Source organism: Aestuariivirga litoralis (assembly GCF_003234965.1).
Taxonomy (GTDB): Bacteria; Pseudomonadota; Alphaproteobacteria; order Rhizobiales; family Aestuariivirgaceae; genus Aestuariivirga; species Aestuariivirga litoralis.
The window spans coordinates 159776-180465 of sequence record NZ_QKVK01000004.1 but is presented as its reverse complement, the minus strand read 5'-3'; the positions used below and the strand labels follow the sequence as shown (position 1 = coordinate 180465).

General features: G+C 65.2%; 18 protein-coding genes. 8 read left to right on the top strand and 10 right to left on the bottom strand.

Features of this window, described 5'->3' with window-relative positions:
• The first annotated feature begins 101 nt into the window (after nucleotides 1-101).
• A complete protein-coding gene (gene rnr / locus DK847_RS10650; RefSeq protein ID WP_111198470.1) occupies nucleotides 102-2375 on the top strand; it encodes a ribonuclease R in 2274 nt (757 codons plus the stop codon).
• An 84-nt stretch (nucleotides 2376-2459) separates the two neighbouring features.
• Here rnr and DK847_RS10645 read toward each other — a convergent pair whose 3' ends face one another.
• From DK847_RS10645 to DK847_RS10635, 3 genes are read right to left on the bottom strand one after another with little or no spacing between them, the layout of a single operon-like run.
• A complete protein-coding gene (locus DK847_RS10645; protein WP_111198670.1) occupies nucleotides 2460-3551 on the bottom strand; it encodes a TRAP transporter substrate-binding protein in 1092 nt (363 codons plus the stop codon).
• A gap of 41 nt (nucleotides 3552-3592) precedes the next feature.
• Nucleotides 3593-5005: a TRAP transporter large permease gene (locus DK847_RS10640; protein ID WP_111198468.1), complete on the bottom strand. Its 1413-nt coding sequence runs from the start codon at nucleotides 5003-5005 to the stop codon at nucleotides 3593-3595.
• A 15-nt stretch (nucleotides 5006-5020) separates the two neighbouring features.
• A complete protein-coding gene (locus DK847_RS10635; RefSeq protein ID WP_111198467.1) occupies nucleotides 5021-5560 on the bottom strand; it encodes a TRAP transporter small permease subunit in 540 nt (179 codons plus the stop codon).
• A gap of 300 nt (nucleotides 5561-5860) precedes the next feature.
• Here DK847_RS10635 and DK847_RS10630 point away from each other — a divergent pair, with 300 nt between their 5' ends.
• From DK847_RS10630 to DK847_RS10600, 6 genes are all read left to right on the top strand, one after another.
• A complete protein-coding gene (locus tag DK847_RS10630; RefSeq protein ID WP_342634755.1) occupies nucleotides 5861-6229 on the top strand; it encodes a DUF983 domain-containing protein in 369 nt (122 codons plus the stop codon).
• Complete coding sequence (locus DK847_RS20605) at nucleotides 6226-6924, top strand: NUDIX hydrolase (protein ID WP_161957228.1); 699 nt, start codon at nucleotides 6226-6228, stop codon at nucleotides 6922-6924. The genes DK847_RS10630 and DK847_RS20605 overlap by 4 nt, the downstream gene beginning before the upstream one ends.
• A 54-nt stretch (nucleotides 6925-6978) precedes the next feature.
• Nucleotides 6979-7146, top strand: coding sequence for a 50S ribosomal protein L33 (rpmG, locus tag DK847_RS10615; RefSeq protein WP_111198460.1), 168 nt, complete (start codon nucleotides 6979-6981; stop codon nucleotides 7144-7146).
• A 105-nt stretch (nucleotides 7147-7251) separates the two neighbouring features.
• Nucleotides 7252-8733: an aldehyde dehydrogenase gene (locus tag DK847_RS10610; RefSeq protein WP_111198459.1), complete on the top strand. Its 1482-nt coding sequence runs from the start codon at nucleotides 7252-7254 to the stop codon at nucleotides 8731-8733.
• Nucleotides 8734-8744: 11 nt separating this feature from the next.
• The gene (locus tag DK847_RS10605) at nucleotides 8745-9032 is read left to right on the top strand and encodes a hypothetical protein (RefSeq protein WP_111198457.1); all 288 of its coding nucleotides are present in this window, start codon (nucleotides 8745-8747) and stop codon (nucleotides 9030-9032) included.
• A 70-nt stretch (nucleotides 9033-9102) separates the two neighbouring features.
• Complete coding sequence (locus DK847_RS10600; RefSeq protein ID WP_111198455.1) at nucleotides 9103-9288, top strand: helix-turn-helix domain-containing protein; 186 nt, start codon at nucleotides 9103-9105, stop codon at nucleotides 9286-9288.
• Here DK847_RS10600 and DK847_RS10595 read toward each other — a convergent pair whose 3' ends face one another.
• From DK847_RS10595 to DK847_RS10585, 3 genes are read right to left on the bottom strand one after another with little or no spacing between them, the layout of a single operon-like run.
• Entirely contained in the window at nucleotides 9289-10329 is a 1041-nt protein-coding gene (locus DK847_RS10595) for a YihY/virulence factor BrkB family protein (RefSeq protein ID WP_111198453.1), read from the bottom strand.
• A 31-nt stretch (nucleotides 10330-10360) separates the two neighbouring features.
• Nucleotides 10361-11269, bottom strand: coding sequence for an SMC-Scp complex subunit ScpB (gene scpB, locus DK847_RS10590; protein ID WP_425358689.1), 909 nt, complete (start codon nucleotides 11267-11269; stop codon nucleotides 10361-10363).
• A 33-nt stretch (nucleotides 11270-11302) separates the two neighbouring features.
• On the bottom strand, nucleotides 11303-12142 hold the full coding sequence (locus tag DK847_RS10585) for a segregation and condensation protein A (RefSeq protein WP_111198451.1): 840 nt from the start codon (nucleotides 12140-12142) through the stop codon (nucleotides 11303-11305).
• 168 nt (nucleotides 12143-12310) lie between these two features.
• Here DK847_RS10585 and DK847_RS10580 point away from each other — a divergent pair, with 168 nt between their 5' ends.
• On the top strand, nucleotides 12311-13318 hold the full coding sequence (locus DK847_RS10580; protein WP_193548192.1) for a hypothetical protein: 1008 nt from the start codon (nucleotides 12311-12313) through the stop codon (nucleotides 13316-13318).
• Nucleotides 13319-13381: 63 nt separating this feature from the next.
• Here the strand turns inward: DK847_RS10580 and dnaE are convergent, their stop codons facing one another.
• From dnaE to proS, 4 genes are all read right to left on the bottom strand, one after another.
• Nucleotides 13382-16816, bottom strand: a complete 3435-nt coding sequence (gene dnaE / locus DK847_RS10575) for a DNA polymerase III subunit alpha (protein ID WP_111198447.1) — start codon at nucleotides 16814-16816, stop codon at nucleotides 13382-13384.
• A gap of 236 nt (nucleotides 16817-17052) precedes the next feature.
• Nucleotides 17053-17736: an ABC transporter ATP-binding protein gene (locus DK847_RS10570; RefSeq protein ID WP_111198445.1), complete on the bottom strand. Its 684-nt coding sequence runs from the start codon at nucleotides 17734-17736 to the stop codon at nucleotides 17053-17055.
• Nucleotides 17733-19043, bottom strand: coding sequence for a lipoprotein-releasing ABC transporter permease subunit (locus DK847_RS10565; protein ID WP_111198443.1), 1311 nt, complete (start codon nucleotides 19041-19043; stop codon nucleotides 17733-17735). The genes DK847_RS10570 and DK847_RS10565 overlap by 4 nt, the downstream gene beginning before the upstream one ends.
• Nucleotides 19043-20368, bottom strand: coding sequence for a proline--tRNA ligase (gene proS, locus DK847_RS10560; protein ID WP_111198441.1), 1326 nt, complete (start codon nucleotides 20366-20368; stop codon nucleotides 19043-19045). The genes DK847_RS10565 and proS overlap by 1 nt, the downstream gene beginning before the upstream one ends.
• Nucleotides 20369-20690: the final 322 nt, after the last annotated feature.

Genomic DNA, 20690 nt, shown 5'->3' with positions numbered 1-20690 from the left:
CACAATCGACTTCGGGTTACTCCCCGGCCCCGGCCCTGTAAACCGGAACCAAGCGGCAATCCGCTGGATTTCAGGCCGGAATCCCGGCTAGACCTTGATCCATGGCAAAACGCCCCGCCCCCAAGTCGAAGCCCCGCCCGGCCGCCAAACCGGCCGTAAAGCCGCAGCTCCCCACCGAGGCCGATGTGCTGGACTTCATCCAGTCTTCGCCCGCGATCGTCGGCAAGCGCGAGATTTCCCGCCATTTCGACATCAAGGGCAGCGACAAGATCGGCCTCAAGGCCCTGCTCCGCGACATGGAGGACAAGGGACTCCTCTCCAAGCGCTCGCGGAAGCTGATCGACCGGTCCTCGCTTCCGCCCGTCACCGTGCTCGAGGTGATCGGCACCGACCGCGACGGCGAGGCCTATGGCGAGCCGGTGGAATGGGACGAGCGCCAGGCCGGAAAGCCTCCGCATGTGGTGATCGAGGGAGCGGAGAAGGCGCCCCGAAAGGGCGACCGGGTGCTGGCCAAGATCCAGGCCTCCAAGGACGGCCGCTACAAGTACCGCGCGCGAGTCATCAAGACGCTGTCGGACCGCTCCACCAAGGTGCTGGGCGTCTACCGCGTCATCCCGGGCCTCGGCGCCCGCATCATCCCCGTCGACAAGAAGGCCCGCCACGAATTGCAGGTGCGGAAGGGCGACGAGAACGGGGCGGTGAACGGCGAGCTGGTCGAGGCCGAGATCGTCAAGGAGCGCGGCCACGGCCTGCCCATGGCCCGCGTGCGCGAGCGGCTGGGCAACATGAACGACCAGCGCAACATCTCGCTGATCGCCATCAACCATCACGGCATTCCCAACGAGTTCCCCGAGCGCGTGCTGAAGGAGGCCGAGAGCCTCAAGCCCTTCTCGCACGAGAACCGCAGCGACCTGCGCTCCGTGCCCCTCCTCACCATCGACCCCCGGGATGCGCGCGACCATGACGACGCCGTCTGGGCGGAGATCGACGAAGAAACCGGCGGCGCCAATGTCATCGTCGCCATTGCCGACGTCGCGGCCTATGTCCGGCCCGGCACGGCGCTCGACCGCGAGGCGCGGATCCGCGGCAACTCGGTCTATTTCCCCGACCGCGTGGTGCCGATGCTGCCCGAACGCATCTCAACCGACCTCTGTTCGCTCCGCGAGAAGGAGGAGCGCCCGGCGTTGGCCTGCTTCATGAGCTTCGACAAGTCGGGCCGCAAGACGAAGCACCGCTTCGAGCGCGTGGTCATGCGCTCCGCCGCCAAGCTCGCCTATGAGGACGCGCAGGCCGCCATCGACGGCCGCCCGAACGACAAGACCGAACCGCTGCTGGAGCGGGTGCTGAAGCCGCTCTGGGCCGCCTATGGCATCCTCCTCAAGGGCCGCAACGCCCGCGAACCCCTCGAACTGGACCTCCCCGAGCGCCGCCTAGTGCTCGATGCCCATGGCCTCATCGAACGTGTGGTGACGCCCGAACGCCTCGACGCCCACAAGCTGATCGAGGAGTTCATGATCCAGGCCAATGTCGCGGCCGCCGAGGAACTCGAGAACCGCCGCACGCCGCTGCTCTTCCGCGTGCACGACCAGCCATCCGAGGAAAAGGTCCGCGCGCTGGCTGAATTCCTCCGCACCGTGAACATGAGCCTGCCGCTTGGCCAGGTCATGCGACCCAAGCATTTCAACAGGTTGCTGAAGGAAGTTGAGGGGAAGGATTATCAGCACGTGGTCAACGAGGTGGTGCTCAGGACCCAGGCCCAGGCGGTCTACAGCCCCGAGAACAAGGGCCATTTCGGCCTGGCGCTGCGCCGCTACGCGCATTTCACCTCGCCCATCCGCCGCTATGCCGACCTGATCGTCCATCGCGCGCTGATCACCGCGCTGGGCTTCGGCCCCGACGGGCTCTCGCCCGACGATATCGCGAAGCTGCCCGAGACCGCCGAGATGATCTCGGACGCCGAGCGCCGCGCCATGGCCGCCGAGCGCGAGACCATCGACCGCCTCATTGCTGCCCATCTGGCCGCCCACACCGGCGCCACCTTCCGCGGCCGCATCGGCGGCGTGGTCAGCGCCGGGCTCTTCGTGAAGCTCGACGACAATGGTGCTGATGGATTCGTGCCCGTCACCACGCTGGGCCGCGAGTATTTCGTCTTCGACAAGGCCCGCCATGCGCTCATCGGCGAACGCTCCGGCGACACCTACCAGCTGGGCGACCGGCTGGAGGTGAAGCTCGTCGAGGCCACGCCCGTATCGGGCGGCATGCGCTTCGAGGTGGTTTCGGAAGGCAAGGAAGGCAAACCCGCCAACCGCAAGGCCCTGCGCAGCGCCGGAAATAAGCCCTTCCGCGGCAAGAAGCCCGCCAGGGGGCGGCGGTAGCCTTCCACAATCCCACTTTCTTCCGCAGGTGATGCGCCGCCCCGCCCGGACTGGGAGCGGGGCGACATGCACCTTGCCGTCGTCTCACCCCTTCGGGCGGTTGCGGATCATGAAGACGTCGAAGCTCAGCTCCGCCACCTGGTTCCACATGTTGGCCTGGTTGCGGAAGGCGACCTGGTTGTCATAGATCTTCTTGAAGTCCGGGTTCTCGGCCGACAGCTTCGCATAGAGCGCATTCGAGACTTCGAAGGCCTTGCTCATCATGTCTTCCGGGAAGGGGCGCAGCTGCGCGCCGCCGGCGATGAGCGACTTCAGGGCACCGGGATTCTTGGCATCATATTTCGCCAGCATCGACTGGTTGGCCGTGGCTGCCGCGGTGGCGATGATCGCCTGGTAGGACTTCGGCAGCTCGTTCCACTTGGCCAGGTTGATCATGAAGTTGAGGGTGGGTCCGCCTTCCCAGAAGCCGGGATAGTAGTAATAGGACGCCACCTTGTTCAGCCCCAGCTTCTCGTCGTCATAGGGCCCCACCCACTCGGCCGCGTCGATGGCGCCGCGTTCGAGCGCCGGGTAGATCTCGCCGCCGGGAATCTGCTGGGGAACGACGCCGAGTGCTTCCATCACCTTGCCGCCCATGCCGCCGATGCGCATCTTGACGCCCTGGAGATCTTCCAGCGACTTGATCTCCTTGCGCCACCAGCCGCCCATCTGAACGCCGGTATTGCCACCGGGGAACACGTGCAGGCCCTGGGTGTGATAGAACTCGTTCATCAGGTCGATGCCGCCGCCATGGTAGTACCAGGCGTTCATGCCGCGGGCGTTGAGGCCGAAGGGAATGGCGGTGCCCAGCGCATAGGCAGCGTTCTTGCCCCAGTAATAGTAGCTCGCCGTATGGGCCATCTCGACGGTTCCCGCCGCCACCGTGTCGGCCGCCTCCGGCATGGGCACGATCTCGCCCGCGGCGAAGGCCTGGATCTGGAAATTGCCGTCCGTCGCGTCCGACACGATCCTGGTGAATTCCTCCGCCGCACCGTAGATCGTGTCGAGTGTCTTGGGAAAGCCCGAGGTCAGCCGCCAGCTGATCTTCGGTGATGACTGGGCGATTGCCGGCGTGGCAATGGCGGTTGCCAGCGAGCCGGCGGCGGCGGCCTTCAGCAGATAGCGTCTCTTCATCATCGTCATGGTCCTCCCTGTTTCATTGCTGGCTTCACAAAAAATCACGGGTTGAGGTCGAGCGGGGCGATGGTCGGCATCTCGATGTCGTTCAGCTGCTGCTGCACGCCCGCGTCATCGAGCTTCGCCGCCTTGGTGATCCAGTAATCGACGATCTCCGGAAACGAGATGATCAGCGCCACCAGGATCAGCTGCAGGATGATCCAGGGGATGGAGCCCAGATAGATGTCGCGGCTCTTGATCTCCGGCGGCGCGATGCCGCGGAGATAGAACAGCGCGAAGCCGAAGGGCGGGTGCATGAAGGCCGTCTGCATGTTCACGCAGAGCAGCACGCCAAGCCAGATCAGGTCGATGTCGAGCGCATGGGCCGTGGGGATCAGCAGCGGCACGATGATGAACACGATCTCGAAGAAATCGAGGAAGAAGGCGATGAAGAAGATGAAGACGTTGATGAAGATCAGGAAGCCCAGGCGCCCGCCCGGAATGTGGCTCAGCAGGTGCTCGATCCACTTGCCGCCATTCACTCCCTGGAACACCAGGCTGAACACCGTGGCGCCGATGAGGATGAAGATCACCATGGTGGTGATGCGCATGGTGCCGTCGGCCGATTCCCGCAGCATGCGCCAGTTGAAGCGGCGATGCGCCAGCGCCAGCAGGATCGCCCCCATGGAGCCCATGGCGCCCGCCTCCGTGGGCGAGGCGATGCCGAGGAAGATGGTGCCCAGCACGAGGAAGATCAGCACCAGCGACGGCACCATGCCCCAGGCGAGCTTGGACCACAGGGCCCGCCCCCTCAGGCTGCGGGCTTCCGGCGGCAGGGCGGGCACGCGCTGCGGCTGGAAGATCGAGACGAGCAGGATGAAGGCCGAGAACAGCAGCACCTGCAGGATCGAGGGACCGATGGCACCCAGATACATGTCGCCCACCGGCACCCCGAGCTGGAAGGCGAGCACGATCAGCACGAGGGATGGCGGGATGACCTGGGTGATGGTGCCGGAGGCGGCGATCACCCCGGTGCCGATCTTCATGTCATAGCCATATTTCATCATGATCGGGATCGAGATCATGCCGATGGCGATGACGCTGGCCGCCACCGTGCCGGTGATGGCGCCAAGGATGGCGCCGACGAAGATGACGGCCTGGGCAAGCCCGCCCGGCATCGAGCCGAAGAGCTGGCCAAAGCCTTCCATCAGGTCTTCCGCCAGCCCCGAGCGCTCCAGCACCACGCCCATCAGCGTGAAGAAGGGAATGGCCAGCAGGAGCTCGTTCGACATGATGCCGAAGACGCGCGCCGGCAGCGCCTGCATGAACGCGACGCCGAAGTAATTGGCCTCGATCGCGAGGAACCCGAAGAACAGCCCGAGCGACGCCAGCGAAAAGGCCACCGGAAAGCCGATGAGCAGGAACAGGATGAGGCCTGCGAACATGGCAGGCGCAAGGAGGCCGTAATCAAGCACCTGCGGGCCCCTTCGTCATTGCAGCGGCCGCTCGTAGCTCAGCGCCACCTCGCCGGTGCCGCGCAGCACGGCGACGCGCTTCACCAGTTCGGAAATCCCCTGCAGCAGGAGCAGCGCAAAGCCCACCGGCAGCAGGCCCTTCACCGGCCACACCGGCAGCCCGCCGGCATTGGCGGAGCCCTCCCCCGACCAGTAGCTGCGCAGGAACCACGGAATGGTCATGTCCAGCATCACCAGGCAGAAGGGGAAGAAGAAGAACAGGAAGCCGAAAATGTCGACCTTGGCCTTGGAACGCGGCGACAGGCTGCCATAGACGAGATCGACGCGGACATGCTCGTTGAGCTTCAGCACCCAGGCGGCCCCCAGCAGGAAGGTTCCGGCGAACATCTGCCACTGGATTTCCAGCCAGGCATTTGAGGAAGCATCGAACAGGTAACGCGACAGGGCGTTGGCCGCACTGATGAAGCAGCTGACGAAGCACAGCACGGAGGCCACGACGGCCGCCGCCTGGCTGAGCCGATCGATGCCGCGGGAAAAGGACAACAATGCAAGCATTCGCCGAACGCGCTCCAGGCCCTATCCGTCCATGACGCAACGATAACAGATGATCGGTATCAAATGACAACCGGAATTTCATCTCCCCGGCTGCTTTCAGGCGCAACAAAAGGCTGGTCCGGCACACCGGGGAATCGGCGGCCCCGCCAGGGCCGGGCGGCTTGGCACTTGCGGCAGACCGTCGCGCGGGGCAAAACCGCCTTCAATTTGCAAGTTTGAGCCCCCATCCTCGCTGCCATGACCCTCACCCTCGACTCCCCCGCCCTCGCCCTCCCGGAACCCCGGTCCTGGAAGCAGGCCATGTGGCGTGGCTTCACCTGTTCCTGCCCGGCCTGCGGCGAGGGGCGGATCTTCGGCAAGTACCTCAAGGTCGCCGACACCTGCGCCTCCTGCGGCGAGGAACTGCACCACCAGCGTGCGGATGACGCGCCGCCCTATTTCACCATGATGATCGTCGGCCACATCGTGGTGCCGCTCGTGCTCGTGGTGGAGAAGATCTGGCATCCGGACGTCTCGGTCCACTTCATGCTGTGGACCGCCGTCACCCTGTCCATGACCTTCGCGCTGATGCCGGCCGTCAAGGGCGCCATCGTCGGGTTGCAATGGGCGCTGCGCATGCATGGCTTCGACCCGGCCCACCGGGACGAGGGCCAGCCGGCCGGTCCATGAGCTACGACCACCCTGAATTTGCCGGCTCCAAGGTCCATGCCAAGGTGCTGAAACCGAAGGACTCGGCCACCCTCATGCTGGTGCGGCGTGGCACGGGCGCGCCCCGCATCCTGATGGGCCAGCGCGCCCAGGGCCATGCCTTCATGCCCAACAAATACGTCTTCCCCGGTGGCCGCCTCGATGCCGCCGACTGCCGGGTGAAGCCCGGCCGTGACCTGCACCCCGCGACGCTGGCCAAGCTTCTCCACCGCATGCGCGGCAAGCCGACCGAGACCCGGGCCCGCGGCCTCGCCTATGCCGCGGTGCGCGAGACCTGGGAGGAAGCGGGCCTGCTCTTCGGCCGCGCGCGGCTGGAGGATGCCCCGGACCTCTCCGGCCTCACCCTGTTCATGCGGGCGATCACGCCCCCCGGCCGCACACGGCGCTATGATTCCCGGTTTTTCGTGGCCGATGCCGAGAACCTCTCCAACATCGACCAGCCGCACCATGATGGCGGGGGCGAACTCCTCACCCTGTCCTGGCTGACGCTCGACGAGATCGCGTCGCTGGACCTGCCGCTCATCACCATCGACGCCCTGAAACGGCTGAAACCCTTCCTCGACCAGGGCCGCCTCCCACCCCAGGATTGTGCCGCCTCCTTCCAGTATTACCGGGGCAAGACCTGGGTCGAGGACGAGATTTCCCCCGCGCCTTGACTTTGCCGGCCAATTCGGGTCTATCCCCACCAAATCCCCGTTTTGGAGACCATTATGGCCAAAGGCAATGTGATCAAGATCAAGCTGGCGTCGTCTGCCGACACTGGCTACTTCTACGTGACCAAGAAGAACTCGCGCACCAAGACCGACAAGCTGTCGTTCAAGAAGTACGACCCCGTCGCGAGGAAGCACGTCGAGTTCAAGGAAACCAAGATCAAGTAATCTTGGCCCCACCGGTTTCAGTCGAAAAGGCATCGCCCCCGGGCGGTGCCTTTCGCATTTTGCGGCCTACTGTAGCGTGAATTCCGCTCAACCCCGGAGAGACCCATGCCTGTCGACTACCGCGCCATGATCCCCAGCCTCAGCTTCCGTAACCAGGCCTTCATCAACGGCAAGTACGTGGCCGCGGCGTCGGGCAAGACCTTCGACTGCATCTCCCCCATCGATGGCCGGGTGTTGACCAAGGTGGCCGAATGCGATGCCGAGGACGTGAACCGGGCGGTGGCCGCGGCGCGCGCCGTGTTCGAGAAGGGTTCCTGGTCCGCCTGCCACCCGGGCAAGCGCAAGAAGGTGATGCTCAAGTTCGCCGAACTGATGGTCAAGCACAAGGACGAGCTGGCGCTGCTCGAAACGCTCGACATGGGCAAGCCCATCTCGTCCTCCGCCGGCGGCGACATACCAGGGTCGATCCAGGCGATCCAGTGGTATGCCGAGGCGGCCGACAAGGTCTATGACGAGGTCGCACCCTACCGGCCCGACTCCGTCTCGCTCATCACGCGGGAACCGATCGGCGTCGTGGCCGCGGTGGTGCCGTGGAACTATCCCCTGATGATGGCTTCGTGGAAGCTGGGGCCCGCACTGGCCACCGGCAACTCGATCATCCTGAAACCCGCCGAGCAGTCGCCCCTGACCGCCATCCGCATTGCCGAGCTCGCGGCCGAAGCGGGCATTCCCGATGGCGTTCTGCAGGTCCTCCCCGGCTTCGGCGAGACGGCGGGCCAGGCGCTGGGCCGGCACATGGACGTCGACATGGTGGCCTTCACCGGCTCGACCGTCGTGGGAAAATACTTCCTGCGCTATGCGGGTGAATCCAACATGAAGCATGTCTCGCTCGAGACCGGCGGCAAGTCGCCCAACATCGTCTTCGCCGATGCAGGCAACCTCGAGCACATCGCCAAGACCTCGGCCGACGGCGTGTTCTACAATTCCGGCCAGAGCTGCAATGCGCCGACCCGCATCCTCGTCGAGGACAGGATCAGGGACGAGTTCGTGGCCCTCGTTGCCAAACACGCAAAGCCCTGGACACCCGCCGACCCGCTCGACCCCGATACGTCGATGGGTGCGGTCGTCGACACCGACCAGATGAACCGTGTGCTGGGCTATATCGAAGCCGGCCGCAAGGAAGGCGCCACCATCGCGGCGGGCGGCGCGCAGGCGCGGAGGGACACTGGCGGCGCCTATATCGAGCCCACGGTCTTCACCGACGTGAAGAACGACATGAAGATTGCCCAGGAGGAGATCTTCGGCCCGGTGGTCGTCGCCGTCACCTTCAAGGACGAGGATGAGGCGGTGCGGATCGCGAACGACTCGATCTATGGCCTGCAGGCTAATCTCTGGACCCGCGACGTGAGCCGCGCCCACCGCCTGGCGCGGCGGCTGAAGGCGGGCACGGTGGTGGTCAACAATGTCTGGGGCTCCGACATCACCAACCCCTTCGGCGGCTACAAGCAGTCCGGCATCGGGCGCGACAAGTCGCTCCACGCCATGGACAAGTATTGCCAGGTGAAGAACACCTTCATCCAGTTGTGACGGGGGAAGACATGAAGGCGCTCGCCCCCCTCCTTGCCCTCGGCCTGCTTGCCGGTTCGGCCCAGGCCTCCTCCCCGGACGCCTGGGCGGAGCTTCACAAGCGCGCCGCGGCGGCCTGCCTGAAGACCAGCGATCTCAAGAAGGCCAGGGCGGGCAGGCCCGTAGACTTCGAGGACAAGGTGCTGGTGATCATCGACGGGCTCTGGCCGCAGCCTCACATGAAGAACGCTCCCGCCCGCTTCGCCTGCCTCTATGACAAGCGCAAGCGCACTGCAGAGGTTGCCGAACTGCCGAACTGAGGCATAGGCCGCTGTGCATATGTGACGCGGAGGCCCTGTTCAGATTCCGCCGCCGCGCCATACTGGCGGCATGAAGGCTGATGATTCGAACGTGACGGCCGGGCGGCAATTCGACGTCGCCGAGCACCTGAACCACCCCGCGGTGGTGCGGGCCTTCCTGTGGAATGCGGTGGCCACCGGCAATCCGGAGATCATTTCCCGCGCCGAGGCCGCCATTGCGCGGGCCGAAGCGCGCCGGGCATCCGCCGCCCACTGATCATCGTCTCGTCCCTCCGTCCCCGCTCCGCGTGCCCTGCAGTCGGCCGGCCGCCTCGACCACGGCATTGAGTTCGGCGCCCACCAGGATGATGGTTGTCGACAGCCACATCCAGATCAGGAAGCCGATCACCGCGCCAAGCGAGCCATAGGTGCCGTTGTAGTTGGCGATGTTCGCGGCATACCACGAGAACAGCATCGAAAAGACCAGCAGCGCGATCGAGGCCAGGGCGCTGCCGGGGGTGACCCAGCGCCACGCCACGTCCGGGCGGCTCGGCCCCCACTGGTAGAGCACGGCCAGCGCAAGCCCCGCCAGCACCAGCATCGCCGGCCAGCGCCCGGCCCACAACAGCACGTCACCCAGCGGGCCGAGGTTGAACAGCGCCAGGATCGCCGGCACCACGGCAATGGCCGTGATCATGACGATGAGGCAGATGATGGCACCCAGCGTGAAGCCCAGCGACACGAGGTTCAGGACCACGAAGCCCCGCCTTTCCTCCGTGTCATGGGCAATGTTGAGCGCTTCCATCATCGCCTTCATGGCGGCGTTGGCGCTCCACAGCGCCACGAGCAGCCCGATCATGGCGGCAATGCCCAGCTTCGACTGGTCGGCCCCGGTGAGGCGCGTCACATGCTCGCCGATGATGGTGAGCCCGCCCTCGGGCACGATGGTACCCAGCGCCGCGAGGTGCAGCGAAATGGACTGGGGATCGGCGATGAGCCCATAGAGCGAAACCAGCACCGTGATTGCCGGGAACAGCGACAGGAGGCCGTAGAAGGTGACGCCCCCCGCCACCGCCTGCACCCGGTCCTTGTTCACCTCCGCATAGGTACGCTTGAGCATCTCCCACCAGCCCGCCGCCTGTTTCGGGCGGGCCTGTTCCCGGGTTGACGCCCTGCGCGGCAGCGGCCGGCCGGTTCGGGGGCCCAGCGCGCGCCGCAGCGCCCTTGCGCCGGCCCCCACGAGAAGGGCCGAGGCGATCGAAGCGAGTGTGGTGGAACACGCGCGCGGGGCCAGGCTCATGCCAGCCGAACGCGCCATGCCGGGGCGGGTTCCCGAAGGCCGGGGGCGCTTACTCCGTCCCCGGTTCCTCCGGCACTTCCGGCAGGTGCATCTCGAGTGGCAGCTGGTCCGTCTCGGTTCCGTCCAGCGGCTCCTCGTCGGGCAGCAGGTCGTCGCTGCTGCGCGGCATCGGGATGTCGAAGCCGGGCGGCAGGTTGGCGTCGAGAAGCCCTGCCCCCTTCAGCTCCTGCAGGCCCGGAAGGTCAGAGACCTCGTTGAGGCCGAAGTGGCTGAGGAAATGATCGGTGGTGCCATAGGTCACCGGCCGGCCCGGCGTCTTGCGGCGGCCACGCATCCTCACCCAGCCGATCTCGAGCAGCTGGTCGAGCGTGCCCTTGGAGATGGCGACGCCGCGGATGTCCTCGATCTCGGCACGCGTGACGGGCTGGTGATAGGCGATGATGGCGAGCGTCTCCATCGCGGCCTTGGAGAGCTTGCGCTCCTCCACCTTCTCGCGGCGCAGCAGGTAGGAGAGATCATCCGAGGTGCGGAACAGCCACTTGCCGGCCACCTCGACGAGGTTCACGCCGCGATTGGCGTAATTCGCCTGAAGATCGGCGAGCAGGCCCGCCACGTCGGTGCCCTCCGGCAGGTAGCCCTTGAGGTGGGCCACATCGACCGGCTCGGCAGTGGCGAACAGGATGGCCTCGACGATGCGCAGGTGCTGGTTGCGGTCGGCCCGCGGGTGGCGCATCACGGTGGCCGAGGGCTGGTCACCCGCCTCGCCCACGGGCTCCTCCTCCACGGCGTCTTCGATGACCACTTCGATCTCCGTCACCTCTTCGGTGACGATGGCCACGACCTCCTCCTCGCCCGGCTCATCCGGCGCGGCGCTGGCGTCGACCGGCTCGTCATGGGCGATCGCCTCGTCGTCCTCGACGGCGGCTTCGATCGCTGCGGCCTGGCTTTGCATGGTCATGTCATCTACTCCGTCACTTCACTGACGCGGCCCTCAGGCCGCACTCGCCCGCCGCCTGAGATAGATGGGGCGGAAGGGCCCCTCCTGCCTCAGTTCCAGCAGGCCTTCGCGCGCAAGCTCCAGGCTTGCGGTGAAACTCGAGGCCGTCACCGAGCGGCGCATGCCGGGCTCGGCCATGTATTGCGCCAGCCAGATGTCGAAGGTGCCCCAGTCGTCCATCACGCCCACCATGCGTTCGAGCGCGTTGCGGGCCTCCTTGATCGACCAGGTGGGGTGGCGCTTGGGCACATAGATCTGGTGCGCCATCTTGCGCTTGCGCCGGTCGGCATAGGCCTTGAGCAGGTCGATGAGGTTGTCGGCATATTGCCGCTTGGTGTCGACCACGATGGGCTCCGGCGCGCCGCGCGCGAACACGTCGCGGCCCAGCACGCTGCGCTTCATCAGGTTCTCCGAGGCCGTGCGCATGGCCTGAAGCCGCTGCAGTCGGAAGGCGAGCCGGGCTGCAAGGTCGGCGGGCTCCTGCTCCTCCGAGCCGGGAGGAGCGGGGATCAGCAGGCGCGACTTGAGGTAGGCCAGCCACGCCGCCATCACCAGGTAATCCGCCGCGATCTCCAGCTGCAGGCGGCGCGCCTTCTCGATGAAGTCGAGGTATTGTTCGGCCAGCTTCAGGATGGAGATGTGCTTGAGGTCGACCTTGTGCTGCCGCGCCAGCTCGAGCAAGAGGTCGAGCGGGCCTTCGAAACCGCCTACGTCGACGATCAGCGTGCCGTCCGAGGCCTCCGCCACCGGCTCGCTGCGAAGGGGCGCGGCCCCGTCCGGCCAGCCCTCGGGGGCGGCCACGGGGTCCTGCTGGGTCTCGTCCTGACTGGTCACGCCGGAATCATCCTCGTCTCGTCACCACCCTGATACCAAGGGATGGTGGGTGATTCGCCCCCGGGACACAACTTATCCCCAGATTCACCAGTGGGATACCGGAAACGGGCGGCCCGGGGCGGCGGGTTAATGGTCCTGCACGTCCACGATGTCACTTTGGGCGGCAGGATGTCGAACGACGTCCTCGGAGGCGCGGATGTGGCGGAGCTCCTCGCCACACTGTGGCACCTGCTCGACAAGGTGACCATCGGGGCTGCACCGAACGCGTCTATCGCCGCGTGTGCTCCGCCATGGCCGTGCCGGGGCACCTGTCGCATCTCAAGCGGCCGGGATGACGGCTTATGGAAGCGGCGGCTTCATGCCACGACTTATGATTGTGTTTCACGCCTATTTGTCTTACCATTGTTGTTGCAAGGCGGAAAGGCGATGGATGCTGGCCGGTTTGACAGGAAAGGCCAGGAGGTCTGGCGAGCGGTCAATGACGAGCAGGATGCGGTCCGGCGATGGGTGCTGCGGATGGCGCTCTGTATTGCCGGCCTCTCGCTCGTTGTGCCGGTGCTCTGGCTGCTGATCAGCCATTTCGATCAGTTCAGCTTCGTTTGGACAAACCTACTGGCCGTTATGGTTCTGGCCCTCGTGGCGTCGGTTCTTTGGGAAATCGTCAAGGTCGTTGCTCGGGCGCGGCATAGAATGGCGATGATGGGATTGCCGAACGGTTTATTCAGGGCGGCCATGTGGTCATTCACCCACGGTGACGGGTCGATCCGTGTTGGATATCTCCTGACCGCGCTTTTCCTTTTCATGAGCGGAACGGGTGTCACCGTAAAGCCGCCGGATGACAATTCTTTCCTGGTATGGATCGCCTGGCTGTTGATTGTCAGGGGCGAACTTCCGAAGGATCGATTCCTGCGGGGTCGAAGACATCCCGAACCCGCCTGGTACAGAAAAGCCTGCGTGCTGATTGGCGTATTGGCGGTTCCAGTTTTTTTGCAGAGCGTTTGGGACCTTTGGCACTGTTCCTGTTCGGGTTGGGACGCAGTCAGGCTGGCGCTTGTTCCCTTCTACGTCATCTTGGGTTTCTTCGCTATTTGCCTCTGGCTCAGGAATATGGACGATTTGGCAAGGAGTCAGCGCACAGTTGCTTCGCGGGCAGCAAATTCTGCTCCCGCGGCCTAGGCTGCTGAAGACGCTGGACCCCGGGCTTCGCCGGGATGACGGCGTGAGGGGGAGCCAGGCCCCTCAGAAATCCTGCACGTCCACCACCCCGGCGATGGCCTTGATGGCGCCCTTGATCTGGGGAGTGACCGTGAACTTGTTGCCGAGCGAGACATGGACCTCCCGGCCCTGCTCCATGAGCATGACGAGGCGGACGGGCGCCCGGCCGCCGTTGGTCAGGCGGGCGGCGATGGACTCGAGGGGCTTGGCATCGCGCACGAAGATCTCGAGGCCGGTGACCATTTGCGCGGCGGCCTTGTCGAGCATCTCGACCCCCTGGAGGCGGAGCTTCACCTCCTCGCCCTCGACGTCGGCCTCGACGCGGGCGATGACGGCGTTGCCGGGTTCCAACAGGTCGCGGCAGGCGGCGAGCGTGTCGGAGAAGCAGATGGTCTCGAACTGGCCGGTCGGATCGGAGAAGCCGACGAAGGCGAACTTGTTGCCGGACTTGGAGCGGCGCTCCTGCCGGTGCGTGATGGTTCCTGCCAGCTTCGCGGCGCGTGCCCCCTTGGTAAGGGCCTTCTCGTGGAAGGCCTGGTAGGTGTCGACCGAGAGCTTCTGCAGGGGCTTCATGTAGTCATCAAGCGGGTGGCCCGAGAGGTAGAATCCCACCGCCTCGAACTCCTGCGCCAGCCGGTCCATGGGGAGCCAGGCATCGCGGCGCGGCAGCACGAGATCGTCGGACGAGCTCGCCATGCCGCCGAAGAGGTCGTTCTGGCCCGCCTGCGCCGCACTGGCCGCGCGATTGGCCATGGAGAGGATCGACTCGACAGCGTCCAGCACTGCGGCGCGGTTGGGGTTGAGGCCATCGAAAGCGCCGGCCTTGGCGAGACTTTCGAGGGCCCGCTTGTTGACGAGACGCGCGTCGATGCGCTTGGCGAAGTCACCGAGCGACTTGAAGGGACCGCCCTCCTCCCGCGCCTTGACGATGTGGTCGATGGCACCGGCGCCGACATTCTTCAGCGCCGCCAGCGAATAGAGAATCGCACCATCCACCACCGCGAAATCGACGCCGCTCGCATTCACTGACGGCGGGATGACCTTCACGCCCACGCGCTGCGCCTCGCGGCGGAACAGCATGAGCTTGTCGGTGTTGCCCATGTCGAGCGTCATCGAGGCGGCGAGGAATTCGACCGGGTAATTGGCCTTCAGGTAAGCCGTCTGGTAGGAGACGACGGCATAGGCGGCGGCATGCGACTTGTTGAATCCGTAGCCCGCGAACTTCTGGACGAGCTCGAAGATGTTGTCGGCCTGCGCGGCATCGACGTCCTTCTTCACCGCGCCTGAGACGAAGCGCTCCTTCTGCGCATCCATCTCGGCCTTGATCTTCTTGCCCATGGCGCGGCGCAGGAGATCGGCTTCGCCCAGCGAATAGCCCGAGAGCACCTGGGCAATCTGCATCACCTGCTCCTGGTAGACCATGATGCCGTAGGTCTCTTTCAGGATGGGTTCGAGCAGCGGGTGGAGGTAGTCCGGCTCCTCCTCGCCCTTCTTGCAGGCGATGTAGCGCGGGATGTTGTCCATCGGGCCCGGGCGATACAGCGCCACGATGGCGATGATGTCCTCGATGCGGTCGGCGCGCATCTTCTTGAGCACGTCGCGCATGCCCGAGCTTTCCAGCTGGAACACGCCCACCGTGTCGCCATGGCCCAGCATCTCGTAGGTCCTGGGATCGTCGTAAGGAATGTTGTCGATGTGGAAGGCAGGATCGCGCAGGCGGATGAGCTTCTGCGCCTTCTCGATGACGGTCAGCGTCTTGAGGCCGAGGAAGTCGAACTTAACGAGGCCCGCCTTCTCGACATATTTCATGTTGAACTGGGTGGCCGGAATGTCTGACCGCGGGTCGCGGTAGAGCGGCACCAGCTCCTCCAGCGGCCGGTCGCCGATGACGACGCCGGCGGCGTGGGTGGAGGCGTTGCGGTAGAGCCCTTCGAGCTTCAGTGCGAGATCGAACAGCGTGCGCGTGGTCGGGTCCTTGTCGCGCTCCTCCTGCAGCTTGGGCTCGCCCTCGATGGCCTGGGCGAGCGTGACCGGATTGGCGGGATTGTTGGGGATCAGCTTCGAGAGCCGGTCGACCTGGCCATAGGGCATCTGCAGCACGCGGCCCACGTCGCGCGTGACCATGCGGGCCTGCAGCTTGCCGAAGGTGATGATCTGCGCCACGCGGTCATTGCCGTAGCGCTGCTGGACATAGGTGATCACCTCGCCGCGACGGTCCTGGCAGAAGTCGATGTCGAAGTCCGGCATCGAGACGCGCTCGGGGTTGAGGAAGCGCTCGAACAGGAGGTTGAAGCGGAAGGGGTCGAGGTCGGTGATGGTCAGCACATAGGCGACGAGCGAGCCCGCACCCGAGCCGCGGCCGGGGCCCACCGGGATGCCATTGTTCTTCGCATACTTGATGAAGTCCGACACGATGAGGAAGTAGCCGGGGAACTTCATCTTCGTGATGACGTCGAGCTCGAAATCGAGCCGCTTGACGTAATCCTCTCGGCTGCGGCCCTCGACGAGGCCGCGGGTGGCCAGCCGCTCCTCGAGGCCCAGATAGGCCTGCTGCTTCAGCTCCTCCGCCTCGTCATTGTCGGCAAAGCGCGGCAGGATGGGGTTGCGCGAGCGCACGCGATAGGCGCAGCGCATGGCGATCTCGATGGTGTTCTCCACCGCCTCGGGCAAGTCGGCGAAGAGTGCCGCCATTTCCTGCTGGCTCTTGAAATAGTGCTCGGGCGTCAGGCGGCGGCGGTCCTCGGTGATCAGCACCTCGCCCTCGGCGATGCAGATCAGCGCGTCATGGGCGGCATAGTCGTCGGCCTTGGCGAAGTAGGGTTCGTTGGTGGCGACCAGCGGCACCTCGAGGCGGTAGGCGAGGTCGATGAGGCCCTGCTCCGCCTGGCGTTCGTTGGCGGTGCCGTGGCGCTGGAGCTCGATGTAGAGGCGGTCGCCGAAAAGGGCCTTGAGCCGCCCGATGTGTTCCGCCGCCAGCGTGCCCTGGCCGGCGAGGAGTGCATCGTTGATCGGGCCCTCCGGTCCGCCGGTGAGGCAGATGAGGCCCGCGGCGTGTTCGGAGAGATACTCCCACGTGACATGGGTCTCGGCATTCTCGGGGCTGGAGAGATAGGCCCGGGACGAGAGCTTCATGAGATTGTGATAGCCCTGCTCGTCCTTGGCGAGGAAGGCGAGCGAGGGAATGCGGCGGAGGCCTCCCACCTGCTTGAGCCCGCCTTCCTTCTGCTCGGCGAGATCGACCCTGAGCGTGCAGCCGATGATGGGCTGGATGCCCTTGTCCCACATGGCTTCCGAGAATTCGAGCGCGCCGAAGAGGTTGCCCGTGTCGGTGATCGCCACCGCCGGCATCTTCGCCTCTTTCGCGAGTCCGGCCAGCGCCTTGATCTGGAGGGCGCCTTCGGAGAGCGAATAGGCGGTGTGTGTGCGCAGATGCACGAAGATGGGGCGGGACTCGGCCATGGGGGGACTTTAGCGCCTGTGGGGGGTGAGATGCACGCCTGCCGAGGGCGCGATGCACATCCAAAGTGCCGTCACCCCGGCGAAAGCCGGGGCCCCGCTTTGGCGGTCGGAAGGAAGCTGGGTCCCGGCTTTCGCCGGGATGACGGGTGTATGGTGGAGTTCGTAACGATTGATTTTGGCAGGTATTTTTGTAGCTAGTCCCCTACCTGCCATCCGTGCAAACCCGCTAAGCGGCCTCAGGAAACGATCATCCCCCGCTCCAGCCGCGCGATCCGGCTCATGCCCTGGGCTAGGTCGAGGTTGTGAGTGGCGACCAGCGCCCCCAGCCCCTCGTCCTGGATCAGGCGGAGGAGCTCGTCGTGGACGCGGGCGGCGGTTTCGGGGTCGAGGTTGCCGGTCGGCTCGTCGGCCAGCAGGAGGAGCGGGCGGTTGGCGAGCGCCCGGGCAATGGCGACGCGCTGCTGCTCGCCGCCGGAGAGCTCCGCCGGACGGTGTTCGAGGCGCGGTTCGAGGCCGAGGCGGGTGAGGAGTTCCCGCGCCCTGTCCTTCGCGGCGGGCCTGGCGGTGCCGCCGATGAGCTGCGGCATCATCACGTTCTCGATCGCCGAGAATTCCGGCAGCAGGTGATGGAACTGGTAGACGAAACCGATGCCGATGCGGCGGATGCGCGTCCTTGCCTTGTCGTCGAGCGCCGAGCAGTTCTGGCCGGCGATGAAGACCTCGCCCGCCGTCGGCGCTTCGAGGAGCCCCGCGATGTGGAGGAGCGAGGACTTGCCGGAACCAGACTGGCCGACGAGCGCCACGATCTCCCCTGCCCTGACGGTGAGGTTCAGGTCCTTGAACACGTCCAGCCGCCCCTTGCCCTCGGCATAGGAGCGGGCGACGTTCTTCAGTTCGAGGGCTGGCGTGATCGGGCTCATTCGTAGCGCAGCGCCTCGACCGGGTCGAGCTTGGCGGCGCGCCACGACGGATAGAGCGTTGCCGCGAAGGACAGCGCCAGCGACATGAGCACGATCAGCACCGTCTGGTAGCTGTCCATGCGGGCGGGAAGCTGGGCGAGATAATAGAGTTCCGGATTGAAGGGATCGACACCCGAGACCCAGGAGATGAACTGCCGGATGCGCTCGGTGTTGAGGCAGATGAGGAGCCCGACGACGAAGCCGCCGAGCGTGCCGGCCGTGCCGATGGCGGCGCCCGTCAGGAAGAAGACGCGCTGGATGGTGCCGCGCGTCGCGCCCATGGTGCGCAGGATCGCGATGTCCCTGCCCTTGTCCTTCACCAGCATGATGAGGCCCGAGATGATGTTGAGGGCCGCCACCAGGATGATCATGGTGAGGACGAGGAACATCACGTTCCTCTCCACCGCCAGGGCATTGAAGAAGGTGGAGTTGCGGTCCTTCCAGGTGGAGAGCGCCATGCCGTCACCCGCCGCATCCATCAGCGGCATGGTGTATTGCTCGACGCTGTCGGGGTCATCCACCATCACCTCGATCTGGTTCACGCCGTCGTCGGTGACGAAATAATCCTGTGCCTCGGGGAGCGGCATGTAGATGACGTTCTCGTCATAGTCCGACATGCCGACCTTGAAGATTGCCACCACCGGATAGTCGCGGATGCGCGGGGCATTGCCGATCACGGTGTCCGGCCCGTCGGGCGAGATGATGGTGATGCGCGATCCCAGCCCCAGCTGGTGGCGCCAGGCCATGCGCTCGCCGATGGCGACACCGCCCGAGGCATCGAAGCCCTTGAAGGACGGGGTCTCGTCCGGCAACAGGTCCTTGTTGAAGGCGGTGCGCAGGTCCTTGTTGTTGAGGCTCGGCAGCTTCTGGATGTCCGCCTCGGAGATGCCGCGCACCAGGGCGCCGGTGTTGTTGTGGAGGCTCGAGGCCATGGCCTGGCCCTCGACCAGCGGCACGGCCCGGGTGACGCCCGGCACCTTGGCGAGCCTCGCGGCCAGATCCTGGTAATCCTGGATGGGCGAAACATCCGCATGATAGACGCTGACATGGCCCTGGAAGCCGAGGATCTTGTCGAGCAATTCGCCGCGGAAGCCGTTCAGCACCGCCATCACGACGATGAGGGTTGCCACGCCCAGCAGGATGCCGAGGAAGGAGAACAGCGAGATGACGGAGATGAAGCCTTCCCTCCGGCGCGCCCTCAGGTAACGCCCGGCGAGCATCCACTCGAAGGGCGCGAAGGGCTTGGTATCGGGAAGGCCCTTCTCCATTACTTCGCGAAGCGGGCCAGCAGCTGGTCGAGCGCGACGTTCTCGCGCTCGCCGGTGCGGCGGTTCTTCACCTCGGCGATGCCGTCCTTCAACCCGCGGGGGCCGATGATCACCTGCCAGGGCAGGCCGATCAGGTCCATGGTGCCGAATTTGGCGCCCGCACGCTCGTCGCGGTCGTCATAGAGCACGTCGACGCCCTTGGCCTCGAGAGCCGCGTAGAGTTTCTCGCAGGCGGCATCCGTCTCGGCATCGCCGACCTTGAGGTTGATGAGGCCGACCCTGAAGGGCGCGACGGGTTCCGGCCAGATGATGCCGGCCGCGTCATGGCTCGCCTCGATGATGCCGCCGACGAGGCGCGAAACGCCGATGCCGTAGGAGCCCGACTGCACGGGAACCATCTTGCCATCGGGACCCTGCACCACCGCACCCAGCGGCTCGGAATACTTGGTGCCGAAGAAGAAGATGTGGCCGACCTCGATGCCGCGGCCGGTGACGCGGCGGTCGGCGGGCACGCGCGTCTCGTAGTCCGCCTGGTCATGCATCTCGGAGGTGGCGGCGTATTTCGAGGTGAACTCGTCCACCACCTTGGCGACGGCCTCGACGTTGTCGTAGTCGATCTCGAAGGTGGACCAGTCCATGTCGTGGAAGGCGCGGTCGAGGAAGACTTCCGATTCGCCGGTGTCGGCGAGAATCAGGAACTCATGGCTGTCCTTGCCGCCGATGGGGCCGGTCTCGGCGCGCATCGGCACGGCCTTCAGCCCCATGCGGGCGAAGGTCTTGAGGTAGGACACGAACATCTTGTTGTAGGAGTGCTGGCCGGCCTCGCGGGTGAGGTCGAAGGAATAGGCATCCTTCATCAGGAACTCGCGACCGCGCATCACGCCGAAGCGCGGGCGCACCTCGTCGCGGAACTTCCACTGAATGTGATAGAGGTTGCGCGGCAGGTCCTTGTAGGACTGGACACCCTGGGCGAAGATGTCGGTGATCATCTCCTCGTTGGTGGGGCCGTAGAGCATGTCGCGGTCGTGCCGGTCCTTGATGCGCAGCATTTCCTTGCCATAGGCGTCATAGCGGCCCGACTTGCGCCAGAGATCGGCCGGCTGGATCGTCGGCATCAGCACTTCGAGGGCCCCGGCCCGGTTCTGCTCCTCGCGCACGATCTGCTCGATCTTCCGCAGCACGCGGTAGCCGAGCGGCAGCCAGGAATAGCTGCCCGCCGCCTCCTGGCGGATCATGCCGCAGCGCAACATGAGCTTGTGGGAGACGATTTCCGCTTCCTTGGGATCGTCGCGCAGAATGGGCATGAAATACTGGGAAAGGCGCATGGGAATCCTGCTTCGGAGGAGTTTGCGGCTCTTTTACGGGAAACGCCCCGGAACTCAAGACAAGGGCATCCAATTCGGGGGATAAGCACCGGTTGCCCGTGCGTAGAATGCTCAACCCCCAGTATCAATTGCAACCGCGACCGTTACGCGTGGCGAATTGTGGCAAGCATGTGACATTTTTAACGTGACAAGCTTTGGTCTTGTGATAGCTTTTCTAACAATAAGAAAAGAAGACCACGGTGTGCACTCCAACGGTGACCCAGGTCTGGGGAGGTAGGTTCCGGGCGCGCCACATGGCAGCTGCCCCGCCGGTTCGGTCACT